The following is a 14,093-nucleotide window of genomic DNA, read 5'->3' on the forward strand; positions in this document are numbered from 1 at the left end:
CATGTGGGGATGGGAAAGGGCAGGCGTCTCGCCTGCTCTGGGAAACGGAACGCTGGAGGATAGGGAGGGCATGCAGATCCTGGCGCATCCTTACACTTCCCTTATATCCCCGCCCCACAATCGGAATCGAACCCTGACGCGCTTTGGTGGCACACCGTCCTCACGCCCAACCGCGTAGGAGTTTGCCATGCTTGATCTTGCTTATGTGGCGCTGGGCATAGGGGGACTGTTCGTTCTTGTCCTCTATGCCCGCGCCCTCGACAGGCTGTGAGGAGGACCCATGTTCGATCCCATCCTCGGCCTTGTCGTCGCGCTCGCCCTCGGCGCCTATCTCGTCGCCACGCTACTGAAGCCCGAGCGCTTTTAGCCCATTCGTTTCCCGCCTTGCGTGCCCTGCGCCGCCGGCCGCCCCCGCGCCGGCGCGATGACGCGCGACGGGAGCGGGGCCGCCGCATTCGGGAAGGCGGCCCCGCTTCCTGCTTCCCACGCCCGCCCCGGGCCTTCGCCAAGTGCTGCGAGGGCCCGTATCCCTTTGGAGAACTTCCATGTCCTTGAACGGATGGCTTCAGATCATCCTTCTGTTCGCCCTGGTCCTCGCAGTGGTCAAGCCACTGGGCGCCTACATGGCCCGTGTCTTCACCGGTGAGAGGACATTCCTCTCTCCCGTGCTGGCTCCCGTCGAGAAGGGTTTCTATGCCCTGTCCGGCATCGACCCGGCGAAAGAACAGAACTGGCTCACCTACACCATCGCCATGCTGGTGTTCAGCGCGGCCGGCTTTGCCTCGCTCTATGCGATCTTCCGCCTGCAGGTCTGGCTGCCGCTGAACCCGCAAGGCTTTCCCAACCTGACGCCGGATCTCGCCTTCAACACCTCGGTGAGCTTCGTCACCAACACCAACTGGCAGTCCTATGCCGGCGAATCCACGATGAGCAATTTCAGCCAGATGGCTGGCCTCACCGTGCACAATTTCGTCTCGGCCGCCACCGGCATTGCCCTTGCCATCGCCGTTACCCGCGCCTTCATCCGCTCGGGCGTCACGACGATCGGCAATTTCTGGGTCGATCTCACCCGCTGCACCCTCTATGTGCTGCTGCCGATCGCCATCATCGTCGCCATCGCCTTCGTGGCCCTCGGCATTCCCCAGACCATGCTCGGCACTATCGATGTCGGCACGCTGGAGGGCGCCAAGCAGACGCTGGCCATCGGCCCGATGGCCAGCCAGGAGGCGATCAAGCAGCTCGGCACCAATGGCGGCGGCTTCCTGAACGCCAATTCCGCTCACCCCTTCGAGAATCCGAGCGCGCTCGCCAATTATCTCTCGATCTTCTCCATGCTCGCGATCTCCTCGGCCCTGGTCTACACCTTCGGCCAGATGGTCGGCAGCCGCCGCCAGGGCTGGGCGCTGCTCTCGGCCATGGCCGTGGTGCTGATCGCCGGCGTCAGCGCGGTCTACTGGGCTGAGACGTTCGGCAACCCGATCCTCGCCCATCTCGGCGTCGATCCAAGCCTCGGCAACATGGAAGGCAAGGAAGTCCGCTTCGGCCAGGCCATGTCCGCTGTGTTCGTGGCGGCCACGACGGGCCTGTCCTGCGGCGCCGTCAACACCATGCACGCCTCGCTCACGCCGCTCGGCGGCCTTATCCCGATGTTCCTGATCCAGCTCGGCGAAGTTCTGCCCGGCGGCGTTGGCTCGGGCCTCTACGGCATGGTCGTCTTCGTCGTGCTCAGCGTGTTCATCGCCGGCCTGATGGTCGGCCGCACGCCGGAGTTCCTCGGCAAGAAGATCGAGGCTCGCGAGATGAAATACGCCATGCTGGCGGTGCTGATCCTGCCGGTCTGCATCCTCGGCTTCGCCTCGATCTCCGCCATGGCGTCCTTCGGCATTTCGCAGATCGAGAATGCCGGCCCGCACGGCCTCAGCGAGATCCTCTATGCCTTCACCTCGGCGACCGGCAATAACGGCTCGGCCTTCGCCGGCCTGTCGGCCAACACGCCCTGGTACAACACCACGCTCGGCATCTCCATGGTCCTCGGTCGCTTCGGCTACATCGTGCCCGTGATGGCAATCGCCGGCTCGCTGGTTGCCAAGACCAAGGTCCCAACCTCGGCCGGCACTTTCCCCACCCATACGCCGCTCTTCGTCGGCCTCCTCGTCGGCGTCATCCTGATCGTAGGCGGCCTGCAGTTCTTCCCGGCTCTCGCGCTGGGACCCATCGTCGAGCATTACCTGATGCTCGCCGGCACAACCTTCTGAGGAATGGCAATCATGTCATCCAAACCCACTGCCCCCTCTCTCTTTGATGCGGCCATTGTACTGCCCGCCATCAAGGATGCCTTCATCAAGCTCGACCCCAGGCTCCTCGTCCGCAACCCGGTGATCTTCGTCACCGAGGTGGTGGCGGCCCTGGTCACCGTGCTCTGCCTGCGTGACCTCGTGATCGGCCAGGGCATCGTCTTCTCGGCCCAGATCGCCGCCTGGCTCTGGTTCACCGTGCTGTTCGCCACCTTCGCCGAAGCCGTCGCCGAGGGGCGCGGCAAGGCGCAGGCCGAAAGCCTGCGCAAGACCAAGTCGGACCTCAAGGCCAAGCGCCTGGCCTCACCGACCGCAGCCAACAGCAATTACCAGGTGATCGACGCCACCAAGCTCAATATGGGGGATGTCGTCATCGTCGAAGCCGGGGACCTCATCCCCGGCGATGGCGAGGTGATCGAAGGCGTCGCCTCGGTGAACGAAAGCGCCATCACCGGTGAATCGGCCCCGGTGATCCGCGAATCCGGCGGCGACCGTTCGGCTGTCACCGGCGGCACGATGGTGCTGTCCGACTGGATCAAGGTGCGTATCACCACGCAGCCCGGCTCCTCCTTCATCGATCGCATGATCGCCCTCGTCGAGGGCGCCGAGCGCCAGAAAACCCCGAACGAGATCGCCCTGTCGATCCTGCTCTCGGGCATGACGCTGATCTTCCTGATCGCCGTCGTCACGCTTTGGGGCTTCGCCGGCTATTCGGGCACAGTGGTCTCGATCACCGTGCTGGTCGCCCTCTTGGTCACGCTGATCCCGACCACGATCGGCGGCCTGCTCTCGGCCATCGGCATCGCCGGCATGGATCGCCTGATCCGCTTCAACGTGATCGCAACCTCGGGCCGCGCCGTGGAGGCTGCCGGTGACGTCGACACGCTGCTGCTCGACAAAACCGGCACCATCACCTTCGGCAACCGCATGGCGACCGAATTCATCGCCGTGCCCGGCATCAGCGACGAGGAGCTCGCCTCCGCCGTGCTGCTCGCCAGCCTCGCCGACGAGACGCCGGAGGGACGCTCGATCATCGCGCTCGCCCAGGGCGATTATGGCCTGAGGGAGCCTGATCTCACCTGCAAGAAGATCACCACCATCCCCTTCGCCGCGCAGACCCGCCTGTCGGGTATCGACATCGACGGCCGTTCCGTCCGCAAGGGCGCCGTCGACTCGATCGTGAAGTTCGCCGGCACCACGCTGGAAGCCGCTCCACCCGCCTTTCGCCAGGCGGTGGAACGTGTGGCCCGCACCGGCGGCACGCCGCTGGGCGTCGCCGATGGCAGCCGCATCCTCGGCGTGGTGCATCTCAAGGACGTGGTGAAGCCTGGCATCAAGGAGCGTTTCGCCGAGCTCAGGGCCATGGGCATCCGCACCGTGATGGTGACGGGCGACAACCCGATCACCGCGGCCGCCATCGCCTCCGAAGCCGGCGTCGACGACTTCCTCGCCGAAGCCACGCCTGAGGAGAAGCTCGCCTATATCCGCAAGGAGCAGACCGGCGGGCGGCTGATCGCCATGTGCGGCGACGGCACCAATGACGCGCCGGCCCTGGCGCAGGCCGATGTCGGCGTCGCCATGCAGACCGGCACCCAAGCCGCCCGCGAGGCCGGCAACATGGTGGACCTTGACTCCAGCCCGACCAAGCTGATCGAGATCGTCGGCATCGGCAAGCAATTGCTGATGACCCGCGGCTCGCTCACCACCTTCTCGATCGCCAACGACGTCGCGAAATACTTCGCCATCATCCCGGCCTTGTTCATCGCGACCTATCCGGCGCTCGGTGCCCTGAACGTGATGCGCCTGTCCTCGCCACAATCGGCGATCCTCTCGGCGGTGATCTTCAACGCCCTGATCATCATCGCCCTGATCCCGCTGGCGTTGAAGGGTGTGGCCTACAGGCCGGTTGGCGCCGCGGCTCTTTTGAGGCGCAACCTGCTGGTCTACGGCGTCGGCGGCATCATCGTGCCCTTCATCGGCATCAAGGCCATCGACCTCGTCGTGGCCGCGCTGCACCTTGTGTGAGGAGGCGCGCATGCGGGACGGATGGAGTGTCGCTCGCTGGCTGGCCCTGTCCGATCGATGCCGATCGCTGGCCCGCATATCGCACTTGCCCCTCCCCGGCTTCGCGGGGAGGGCTTTCGCCCTCCAAGGCAACCTCGTTTTACCGCTCCAAAGGAGCAGACTCATGTTGACTCATATTCGCCCCGCCATCGTGATGATGGCTCTCTTCACCATCCTGTGCGGCGGGATCTATCCCTACTTCATCACCGGCGTTGCCCAGGTGGCCTTTCCCTCCGCCGCCAATGGCAGCCTGGTGAGCCGCAACGGAGCGGTGGTAGGCTCGGCCCTGATCGGCCAGAACTTCACCTCGGACAAATATTTCCAGGGCCGCCCCTCGGCGACCACAGGCACCGATCCGAACGATGCCACCAAGACGATCGCCCAGCCCTACAATGCCGACAACTCCACCGGCTCGAATCTCGGACCGACCGCCAAGCCCCTCGTGGATCGCGTCACGGCCTCGATCGCCGACCTGCGCAAGCAGGGCGTGACCGGTGACATTCCGGCCGACGCCGTGACCACTTCCGCTTCCGGCCTCGATCCCGATATCACGCCGGCCGATGCCGCCATGCAGGTCGCCCGCGTCGCCAAGGCGCGCAACCTGCCCGGGGATCAGGTGAGGAGCGTGCTCGACGCCCAGACCTCCGGCCGCCTGTTCGGCGTTATCGGCGAGCCGCATGTGAATGTGCTCGCGCTCAACCTCGCGCTTGATGCAACAACGACGAAGTGAGACGATCGAGTGAAATCTAATTTGGCACCATTCTTGTAGAGGTTAGCGCTGCCCCTCACCTCTATCCTCTCCCCGTAAACGGGGCGAGGGGACTTCGATGCCGCGCTTTGTCCTCAGAGCACTCATCTCGCCCAACGGTTGGGCGAGATGAGACGCTAACCAATAAATCCCGACGATTGTGTCCCCTCGCCCCGTTTACGGGGAGAGGATAGAGGTGAGGGGCAGCGCTAACGCAGCAGGATTTGTTCCATTCGCTCATACAGTGTCTGAGGTGCTTTGAAAGGCAAGAGCGCACGGACTTTCTAAGGTTCCAATGCACCCACCACCCGACAAGCGACCCGATCCCAATGCCCTGCTCGCCCTTGCGGGCCGCGAGGGGCGAGGACGCCTGACCGTCTTCCTCGGCGCAGCGCCGGGCGTCGGCAAGACCTACGCCATGCTCTCCCGGGCCCGGCGAGAGAAGGATGCCGGGGTCGATATGGTCATCGGCGTCGTCGAAACCCATGGCCGCACCGAGACGGCGGCGCTGATCGAGGGGCTGGAGATCCTGCCGCGGCGGATGATCGATTATCGCGGCCGCGAACTCGACGAATTCGACATCGATGCCGCCCTCGCCCGCCGGCCGAAGCTGATCATCGTCGACGAACTCGCCCACACCAATGCGCCGGACAGCCGCCATCCCAAGCGATACCAGGATGTCGAGGAACTGATCGGCGCCGGCATCGACGTATGGACGGCCCTGAACATCCAGCATCTCGAAAGCCTGGTCGACGTGGTCTCGCGCATCACCGGCGTCACCGTGCGCGAGAGCGTTCCGGACAGCGTGATCAAGAAGGCCGACGAGGTGATCGTGGTTGACATCACGCCGGCTGAACTCATCCAGCGCCTGGAGGCCGGCAAGGTCTATTTGCCCGAAAACGCCAAGCGCGCCGCCGACGGCTTCTTCAAGCCCGGCAACCTGACGGCCCTGCGCGAGCTGGCGCTGCGGCGCACCACCGACCGCGTCGACGACCAGATGATCGCCTATCTCCGGCAGAACGCCATCGAGGGCCCCTGGGAGACCGCGGACCGCCTGCTCGTCTGCATCGGTCCCGACACGCTGTCTGAAAAGGTGGTGCGAACGGCAAGCCGCCTCGCCAACGGGCTCAACGCCCATTGGCTGGTCGTCACCGTCGAGCGCCCCGGCCAGGATGCAGCCGATGCCGCCGCAATGGCCCGGCTCGACGAGACATTCCGCCTTGCCGAACGGCTCGGCGCCGAGACGCAGCGCGTGAGCGGGCATGACTATGTCGGCGAGATCCTGCGCCTTGCCCGCCGCGAGAATGCCACGCAGATCGTGCTCGGCCGCGGCGAGGCCGGCTGGTGGCAGCGCCTGACCGGACGCTCTTTGCCCGACGCGCTGCTGCGCCAGTCCAGCGATATCGGCATCTGCGTCATCACCGACGGAGAGAGCGACACGCCGCCGACGCGGAAAAAAGGGCGCCGATGGGAGATGCCGCCGCTGCTCAGCACGATCGGTGTGGCGGTCGGCTCGGTCGCAGCCGCGACGGCTATCGGCGTCGGCCTTCGGCATTTCACGCCGCTGCCCAATCTTTCCATGCTCTTCCTGATGGCGGTGCTGGTCTGTGCCCTCACGGTCGGGCGGCTCAGCGCCATCGTGGCGGCGGTGCTCTCCTTCCTCGCCTATAATTTCTTCTTCATCGAGCCGATCTACACCTTCACGGTCGCCCAGCCCTATGAACTCTTCGCGCTGGTGATCTTCCTGATCGTCGCCGTCACCACCGGTGATCTCGCCGGCCGCGTGCGCGACCGGGCCGAGGGCGCCGGACGGCGGGCGACCAATCTACAAGCGCTCTACGAATTCTCGCGCAAGCTCTCGGGCATCACCAGCGTCGATGACGTGGTCTGGGCCGGCGTCGCCCATGCGCAGGCAACACTGCACGGCCAGGTGGCCATCGCCATCCCGGTCGAGGACGAACTCACCGTCTCCGCCGCCTGGCCGCCCGACACCGTGCTTGATTCCACCGACATGACGGCCCTGCGCTGGGCCTTCGAGAAGCGCGAGAATGCCGGCAAGGGCACGGAGACCCTGCCCAATCTGCGCTTCCAGTTCCGGCCGATCATGGCGCCGCACGGCCCCGTCGGCGTGTTCGGCTTCGAGCAGCCCAAGGACGCCCCGCCCCTCAGCCCGACCGAGGAGCGCGTGCTCGGCGCCATCCTCGACCAGACGGCGATCGCCATCGACCGCGCCCAGCTTGCCCGCGAGAATGCCCGCACCGTGGCGCTGGAGGAGAGCGAGAAGCTGCGCGGGGCCCTGCTCTCCTCGATCTCGCATGACCTGCGCACCCCGCTCTCCTCGATCACCGGCGCCGTCACCAGCCTGCGCGAATTCGGCCGCAAGATGAGCCCGGAAAGCCGCGACGACCTGCTCGCCTCGATCGAGGAGGAAGCCGCCCGCCTGTCGCGCTTCGTCTCCAACCTGCTCGACATGACGCGCATCGAGGCCGGCGCCCTCAATGCCAGGCGTGACTGGGTGGATGTTCCCGACGTCGTCCGCGCGGCGGTGGAACGAGCGCGAAAAGCCTTCCCGGAGCGGGCGGTCGAGGTCAGCGTCGCGTCCGAGCTGCCGCCGGTGCGCGGCGATTCCACCTTGCTCGGCCAGGTCCTGTTCAACCTGATCGACAATGCGCATAAATATGGCGGCGAGGATACACCCACCACCATCTACGCCCGGCGCGAGGACGCAGAGGTGGTGGTCACCGTGACCGACCAGGGCAGGGGCATCCCGCCGGCGGACCTCGAAAAGATCTTCGACAAATTCTATCGCCGCGGCAAGGTGGATGGCCGCGCGGCGGGTACCGGCCTCGGCCTGTCGATCAGCCGCGGCTTCGTCGAGGCGATGGGCGGCACCATCACGGCCGAGAGTCCGGCCGTGAGGAAGCGCGGCACCCGCATTGTCATCCGCCTGCCGGTCGGGGCATGATCGGGGGCGGGTCTTCAGACCCGCCGGAACCACGTCGTTTGCAAGAAAGGCGGGTCTGAAGACCCACCCCCCGAAAGAGATTGAGCCTAATCCTTCATGCGTGTCCTGGTTGTCGACGACGAGCCTCAGATCCAGCGTTTCCTCAAGCCTGCCCTTTCGGCGGCGGGCTATGAGGTGACGGACGCCGCCAATGGCGCCGACGCCATGCGGCTGATCGCGACCTCGGCGCCGGATATCGTCATCCTCGATCTCGGCCTGCCGGACATGGACGGCAAGGACATCATCACGCGCGTGCGCGAATGGTCGAAGGTGCCGATCATCGTGCTGTCCGCCCGCGATCGCGAGACCGAAAAGATCGCCGCCCTCGACCTCGGTGCCGACGATTATGTCGAAAAGCCCTTCGGCATCGGCGAGCTGATCGCTCGCATCCGCACCGCCTTGCGCCACAAGGCGCAGGACAGCGGCGCCGCCACCAAATTCGAGAGCGACGGCCTCGTCATCGACACGCTGAAACGCCTGGTCAGCCGCGACGGCGAGCCGATCCGCGTGACACCGAAGGAATATGATCTCCTCGCCATGCTGGTGCGCCATGCCGGGCGGGTGGTCACGCATCGCCAGCTCCTCACCTCGGTGTGGGGCTCGGCGCATGGGGACGACCTGCATTATCTGAGGGTGTTCATCGGCCAGCTCAGGGCCAAGATCGAGCGGGATCCCGCCAACCCCAGGATCATCCAGACGGAGTCGGGGATCGGCTATCGGCTGAGGGACGAGGAGTGACTGGGAGCGCGGACTTCCAGTCCGCTCTTCCTCACTCTCAAACGCCACGTTTCAAGAGCGGACTGGAAGTCCGCGCTCCCAGTCATACCGCCAGCTTCAACGCCAGCCCGCACATCGTCATGCCGATCAGCACATCCAGCGCCCGCCATGCTCCCGGCTTGGCGAACACCGGCCGCAGCAGTCGCGCGCCATAGCCGAGCGAGAAGAAGAACAGAAAGGAGGCCGTGCCCGCGCCGACGCCGAACGCGAGCTTCTGCCCGCCATATTGCGTGGAGATGGAGCCGAGCAGCACGACAGTGTCGAGATAGACATGAGGGTTGAGCCAGGTGAAGGCGAGGCAGGTAGCGAGCGTGCGCGCGAGACTCTGGGCATTCGCGTCCGAGGGCGACAGGCCGCCCTGGCTCATCAACGCCGCGCGAAAGCTGCGCAGGCCGTAGGCTGCCAGGAAGAGCGCGCCGCCATATCGCATCACCGGCTCGATCCAGGGCACAGCGATGCCGACCGCTCCGAAGCCGCCGACACCGATGCTGATCAGCACCGCATCCGACAACGCGCAGGCAAGGCAGACCGCGAACACATGCTCCCGCCTGAGCCCCTGTCGCAGCACGAAAGCGTTCTGCGCGCCGATGGCGACGATGAGGCTGAGGCCGAGCAGGAAGCCGGAAAAAGCAGCGGTGAACATGACGATCCCTCTGGAAGACGGGATTTGACTAGCCCAAGCAGCGCGCTTAGAGAAATTAAACAACCTAACGCGAGTTTAGAGAATCTAATCGATGCTCGATTATGCCCTGCTTGACGCCATGGCGGCCGTCATCCGCACCGGCAGCTTCGAAAAGGCGGCCCAGCAGATCGGCGTGACGCCCTCGGCCATCTCGCAACGCGTGAAGCTCCTGGAGGAGCGGCTCGGCACCAGCCTGATCATCCGCGGCCAGCCCTGCACGGCCACCCCGGCAGGCAGCCGGCTGAGCCGGCATGTCGAGGAGATCGGCCTGATGGAGCATACGCTCAGGGCCGATCTCGGCGATGTCTTGCCGGTCGGCCGGGTGCCGACCATCCGCATCGCCGTCAACGCCGACAGCATGGCGACCTGGTTCCTGCCTGCCCTCGCCGGCCTGGAGGGACGGCTGTTCGACCTCGTGCTCGACGATGAAAGCAACACGGCCGAATGGCTGCGGCGAGGCGAGGTGAGCGCCGCAGTCAGCACCGCGCCTGGCCCGGTGCAGGGTTGCGGCAGCCGGGCGCTCGGCGCTCAGACCTATGTGGCCACCGCGAGCCCCGCCTTCATGCGGCGCTGGTTCGCGGACGGGGTCAGCGAAGCGGCCATCGCCGCGGCGCCCTGCCTCACCTTCAACAGCAAGGACGAGTTGCAGGATATCTGGATCGCGCAGGTTTTCGGCCGGCGCGTGGCAAGATCCACGCACTGGATCCCCTCCTCCCACGGCTTCGTCGACGCCGCGCTGGCCGGCATCGGCTGGGGCATGGATCCCGTCTCGCTGGTGGGCGAGCATCTGACGGCCGGCCGGCTGGTTGAACTGATGCCGGGTCACCCGCTGCTCGTGTCGCTCTATTGGCACTGGAGCCGGGCGGTGGAGAGCGGGCTGCGAGAGGTGACGGAGTCGGTGGTGAGGACAGCGCGGGAGAGGCTGGGAGCACGGACGTCCTTGTCCGCTCTTGGTAACGAGGCGTCTGCAGGAGATAGAGCGACCAAAGCCGGTGGTTCCATGCCGGTCTGAAGACCGGCACACCGAAGGACGCTACATGTGGCGCTCCCAGTTACGCCTTCATCCAGCTCATCCTCACTTTTCCGGCCATCCCTTCCCCCGGCGCGAGGCGCTTCAGCCCGCCGCCATCGGCATGATGATGCGCGTCGGCGCTATGGCTCATCGGCTCGAAGCAGAAGAACTCATGGGCGTAGCCGGGATCGAATGCCGGATCCGAGATGAAGATGAGATAGCGCCCGAACAAGGGATCGGCTTCGATCTCGAGGCTCAGGCCGCCCTCCGCCCAGGCGATCTCAGCCTTGCCATCCCAGCCCTCAAACAACGTATTCACCCAGCGGCGCGGCAGGGGCGCAGCCTGCGCAAACACGATATCGCCCGACACCCTCTTGCGCACGGTCGGCACCCATTCGCTATCCTCCTCCCAATAATCGGAGGCGATCGCCGTGAGCCGGGTTCCGGGGGTCAGCGGGAAATAGGGGTGCCACCCCAAGCCGAAGGGTAGCGCTGCCTCGCTCCGATTGTTCACGCTGAGCGCCATCTCGAGGACGTGACCCTCGATACGGATGGTCTGCTCGGCCTCGTAAACATAAGGCGTACCCGGCGCATGATGGGCTTCGAGCCTCAGCCGCAGGAAATTCGGCGCCCGCTCGGCGACCTCCCAGCGCGTCGTCCAGCCATCGCCATGCAGGTAATGCTTGTCCCAGGGCATGTTGGGCATGAGATCGTAGTCGCGGCCTTCGAAACTGAAGCGGTTGCCACGCACCCGATTGCCGAAGGGCGTGAGCGGGAAACTGGCGGCGTGCAGCGGATTGCGCTCCTCGCCTTGGGGCGGCGCACGCAGCAGCGGCACCTGCCGGCCGTCGATTTTCGCCAGCACGCGCCAGAGGGCCCCACCCTGCGGTGCGACATCGACGATCAGCGCCTGGTTCTCCAGCCTGATGTCGCTGCTTTGACTAGTCATTTGCAAGATACTCGATCACGACCTCGCCCGCCTTGCCAGCCGGCATCAGCGCATAAGCCTCCGCCGCTTCCATCCCGCGCCAGAGACGCCGATGACCTTTTTGTCTATGAATTTCTCAAACCAGGCAGAGCTTCGCAACGGCCTCCGGCCATCAATCCGATATCAAATATACCATAATTAAAGAGATAAATAGGATAATTGCTTTCGCGCGACCCGTCGGCAGGCCAGCATCGCATGGTCCCACCAGGGATTGATGCCGAGCGCCTGATCCTTGACGGCAAAGCCTGCCGTGGCGAGTTCCTCCGTCAGCGTCGCCAGCGGCTTGAGCGTCCGGTAGGACTCGCCATCCCGCATGAGGCAGCCGCGTCCGGCATCGAAGCGGGCTTGCGCCTCGGCGGATTTGGGCGGCGCCACCATGCTGCTGACGAAGAACAGCCCGTGTGGCCGGAGGATCCGGCGCACCTCGGCGAGGCAGGCGGTGCGGTCGGGGCCAATCAGGCAGTGCAGGCACTGGCCGTCGATCACGGCGTCGAACTGCCCGGCCGAGAAACGGGGCATGGCGCTGGCAAGGCCGATCTGGAAGTCCCCCGTCTGTCCGGCTTCGGCGAAGATCTCGCGGGCCCAGGCGATGGCGGTCGGCGCGATATCGATGCCCCAAACAGAATGGCCGCGCTCGGCCATCGCCAGCGCCGTGCGGGCATTGCCGCAGCCGAGTTCCAGCACGCACGCCGGTGGCGGTGGGAAAATGCCCGCACGGTCTAGCTGGTCGAGCCTGTTCAGAAGGCGCAAAGCCCTATCGGGCTGCGGCACCACCGCCCATCCCGGCCCGCCCGCCGCGCGCAGGCGCTGATACTCAGCCTCATAATCGAACATGAGCCATTCCCACTGCCTCGGAGCGGGGATGGAAACACGGAGCGCCCTGAGTCGTCCCGGCTCTGGACAGCGCCACTTTTGCCGCTACCATTGTCTGACAAATCACTCTCCAAAACGACGAACGTTCAGGGATGGAAACCATGACCTTGCCCACCTTGCCAGGCAATGCCGCACCGCGCCGGCTCGGCCGCACGTCGGTCTCGCTCACGCCCGTGGGTCTCGGCGGCGGGCCGATGGGCGACATGTTCGCCCATCTCGACGAAGCCGACGTGCGCGCCACCTTCGACGCGGCCTGGGACGCCCAGATGCGCTATTTCGACACCTCTCCGTGGTATGGCCGCGGCATGAGCGAGCTGCGCTTCGGCGCCAATCTGCGCCAGCGCCCACGGGACGAGTTCGTGCTCTCGACCAAGGTCGGCCGCGTCTTCGACCGGCCGCAGGATCCGGTAAACTTCAAGGGTCCGTTTTGGGCCGGCGGCCTGAAGTTCCAGGAGCGCTTCGACTATACCTATGATGGCATCATGCGCTCCTACGACCAGAGCCTGATGCGAACAGGCATCAATACCTTCGATCTCCTGCTGATCCACGACCTCGACGTACGCCATGTCGGCTCGGCCGATCTCGTCGCCCAGCATTTCATCGATCTCGAGCGCTCGGGCTGGCGGGCGCTGGAGACTCTGCGCCACTACAAGGAGATCAAGGGCATCGGCGCCGGTGTCAACGATCTCGGTACCATCCCGGAAATGCTGAAGCGATTCGACATCGACTTCTTCCTGGTGGCGATGCCCTACACGCTGCTCGACCAGGGACCGCTGGATCACGAGTTCCCGCTGTGCCAGGAGCGCGGCGTCGGCGTGGTGATCGGCGCGCCCTTCGCCTCAGGCATCCTCGCCACCGGCACCAGCGTGCCGACGCCCTATTACCGCTACATGCCGGCCGAACCGCCGGTGATCGAGAAGATGAAGAAGATCGAGGCGGTCTGCGCCGCCCACAAGGTGCCGCTCAAGGCTGCCGCCTTCCAGTTCGTGCTGCGCCATCCCATCGTCGCCAGCGTGATTTCGGGAGCCGTGACGCCGGAACAGGCGCGGGAGAATGTCAACCTGCTCGGCGGGGAGATCCCCGAAGCCTTCTGGAGCGACCTCAAGCATCAGGGGCTGATCGACGCGCGAGCACCTTAGAGGGGAAGGAGCAAAAGCCGCCTGTGACGACGAGTCGACGGCATTGGACCTGCCTCGGAAGCCACGACGGCCTCTGTCGCAGCCGGGCCGCAAGTCACGCAGCAACTTAAGTCCCGTGACAGGGCCGGCCTTGCGCAGTCTTCAACAGGAGCGACGGGTGTCTTTCTCAAGGGAATGGGCCTGACTATCCATCCTGGGCCGTCACGGGCTGCGCCGCACTTCTGAGCGAAGTTAGCTCGACTTCCGTCCTACGCCATATGGCCGATCACCCTATTCGCAAGACGTAGGCATCAGCCCACCCAGACCCAAAAGAAAAACTGGAGGAAAAGCATCCGAAACGTCCGGATGCTTCCTGCCAAGAACTCCCTCCTCGTCCTGCTACCGATGCCGGTAGGGAATATCCTGGAAAGAATACATTCTTTCTGAGAGCCATCTTCTATATCATAAAGAAGAACATATTTCATCTCTAGAAGATCTTATTTGTTTGATAAAATTAAAAATAACAGAAAAAT

11 protein-coding genes are annotated in these 14,093 nt (G+C 65.0%); 8 read left to right on the forward strand and 3 right to left on the reverse strand.

What is annotated here, in order from left to right:
- The first annotated feature begins 280 nt into the window (after window positions 1–280).
- The 6 genes from kdpF (at window position 281) to QQL24_RS18240 (ending at window position 8,848) form a co-directional block, all read left to right on the forward strand.
- On the forward strand, window positions 281–367 hold the full coding sequence (gene kdpF, locus QQL24_RS36705; protein WP_431310712.1) for a K(+)-transporting ATPase subunit F: 87 nt from the start codon (window positions 281–283) through the stop codon (window positions 365–367).
- Window positions 368–545: 178 nt separating this feature from the next.
- The gene (kdpA, locus tag QQL24_RS18220; RefSeq protein ID WP_284313716.1) at window positions 546–2,255 is read left to right on the forward strand and encodes a potassium-transporting ATPase subunit KdpA; all 1,710 of its coding nucleotides are present in this window, start codon (window positions 546–548) and stop codon (window positions 2,253–2,255) included.
- 12 nt (window positions 2,256–2,267) lie between these two features.
- Window positions 2,268–4,319, forward strand: a complete 2,052-nt coding sequence (gene kdpB, locus QQL24_RS18225) for a potassium-transporting ATPase subunit KdpB (RefSeq protein WP_284313717.1) — start codon at window positions 2,268–2,270, stop codon at window positions 4,317–4,319.
- Window positions 4,320–4,482: 163 nt separating this feature from the next.
- Entirely contained in the window at window positions 4,483–5,088 is a 606-nt protein-coding gene (gene kdpC / locus QQL24_RS18230) for a potassium-transporting ATPase subunit KdpC (protein ID WP_284313718.1), read from the forward strand.
- A 313-nt stretch (window positions 5,089–5,401) separates the two neighbouring features.
- Window positions 5,402–8,071: a sensor histidine kinase gene (locus tag QQL24_RS18235; RefSeq protein ID WP_284313719.1), complete on the forward strand. Its 2,670-nt coding sequence runs from the start codon at window positions 5,402–5,404 to the stop codon at window positions 8,069–8,071.
- 96 nt (window positions 8,072–8,167) lie between these two features.
- Window positions 8,168–8,848: a response regulator gene (locus QQL24_RS18240; RefSeq protein WP_284313720.1), complete on the forward strand. Its 681-nt coding sequence runs from the start codon at window positions 8,168–8,170 to the stop codon at window positions 8,846–8,848.
- Window positions 8,849–8,930: 82 nt separating this feature from the next.
- Here the strand turns inward: QQL24_RS18240 and QQL24_RS18245 are convergent, their stop codons facing one another.
- Window positions 8,931–9,530, reverse strand: a complete 600-nt coding sequence (locus QQL24_RS18245; RefSeq protein ID WP_284313721.1) for a LysE/ArgO family amino acid transporter — start codon at window positions 9,528–9,530, stop codon at window positions 8,931–8,933.
- 91 nt (window positions 9,531–9,621) lie between these two features.
- Between QQL24_RS18245 and QQL24_RS18250 the strand changes: the two genes are divergently transcribed.
- Window positions 9,622–10,581 carry a LysR family transcriptional regulator ArgP gene (locus tag QQL24_RS18250; protein ID WP_284313722.1) on the forward strand — a complete coding sequence of 320 codons (960 nt, stop codon included), beginning with the start codon at window positions 9,622–9,624 and terminating at the stop codon, window positions 10,579–10,581.
- A gap of 40 nt (window positions 10,582–10,621) precedes the next feature.
- On the opposite strand, the gene QQL24_RS18255 is transcribed toward QQL24_RS18250, so the two are convergent.
- Window positions 10,622–11,530 carry an aldose 1-epimerase gene (locus QQL24_RS18255; RefSeq protein ID WP_284313723.1) on the reverse strand — a complete coding sequence of 303 codons (909 nt, stop codon included), beginning with the start codon at window positions 11,528–11,530 and terminating at the stop codon, window positions 10,622–10,624.
- A gap of 177 nt (window positions 11,531–11,707) precedes the next feature.
- On the reverse strand, window positions 11,708–12,403 hold the full coding sequence (locus tag QQL24_RS18260) for a class I SAM-dependent methyltransferase (RefSeq protein ID WP_284313724.1): 696 nt from the start codon (window positions 12,401–12,403) through the stop codon (window positions 11,708–11,710).
- 140 nt (window positions 12,404–12,543) lie between these two features.
- On the opposite strand from QQL24_RS18260, the gene QQL24_RS18265 reads away from it, so the two are divergent.
- Window positions 12,544–13,581 carry an aldo/keto reductase gene (locus QQL24_RS18265; RefSeq protein WP_284313725.1) on the forward strand — a complete coding sequence of 346 codons (1,038 nt, stop codon included), beginning with the start codon at window positions 12,544–12,546 and terminating at the stop codon, window positions 13,579–13,581.
- Window positions 13,582–14,093 lie beyond the last annotated feature (512 nt).

Origin of the sequence: Labrys miyagiensis, assembly GCF_030160835.1 — a bacterium.
Lineage (GTDB): Bacteria > Pseudomonadota > Alphaproteobacteria > Rhizobiales > Labraceae > Labrys > Labrys miyagiensis.

Bases quoted from the DNA above. Each gene is read 5' to 3' on its own strand.
- QQL24_RS18235 (WP_284313719.1), top strand. From the start codon at position 5,402: ATGCACCCACCACCCGACAAGCGACCCGATCCCAATGCCCTGCTCGCC.
- QQL24_RS18245 (WP_284313721.1), bottom strand. From the start codon at position 9,530: ATGTTCACCGCTGCTTTTTCCGGCTTCCTGCTCGGCCTCAGCCTCATC.
- kdpC (WP_284313718.1), top strand. From the start codon at position 4,483: ATGTTGACTCATATTCGCCCCGCCATCGTGATGATGGCTCTCTTCACC.
- QQL24_RS18255 (WP_284313723.1), bottom strand. From the start codon at position 11,530: ATGACTAGTCAAAGCAGCGACATCAGGCTGGAGAACCAGGCGCTGATC.
- kdpB (WP_284313717.1), top strand. From the start codon at position 2,268: ATGTCATCCAAACCCACTGCCCCCTCTCTCTTTGATGCGGCCATTGTA.
- QQL24_RS18240 (WP_284313720.1), top strand. From the start codon at position 8,168: ATGCGTGTCCTGGTTGTCGACGACGAGCCTCAGATCCAGCGTTTCCTC.
- QQL24_RS18265 (WP_284313725.1), top strand. From the start codon at position 12,544: ATGACCTTGCCCACCTTGCCAGGCAATGCCGCACCGCGCCGGCTCGGC.
- QQL24_RS18260 (WP_284313724.1), bottom strand. From the start codon at position 12,403: ATGTTCGATTATGAGGCTGAGTATCAGCGCCTGCGCGCGGCGGGCGGG.
- kdpA (WP_284313716.1), top strand. From the start codon at position 546: ATGTCCTTGAACGGATGGCTTCAGATCATCCTTCTGTTCGCCCTGGTC.
- kdpF (WP_431310712.1), top strand. From the start codon at position 281: ATGTTCGATCCCATCCTCGGCCTTGTCGTCGCGCTCGCCCTCGGCGCC.
- QQL24_RS18250 (WP_284313722.1), top strand. From the start codon at position 9,622: ATGCTCGATTATGCCCTGCTTGACGCCATGGCGGCCGTCATCCGCACC.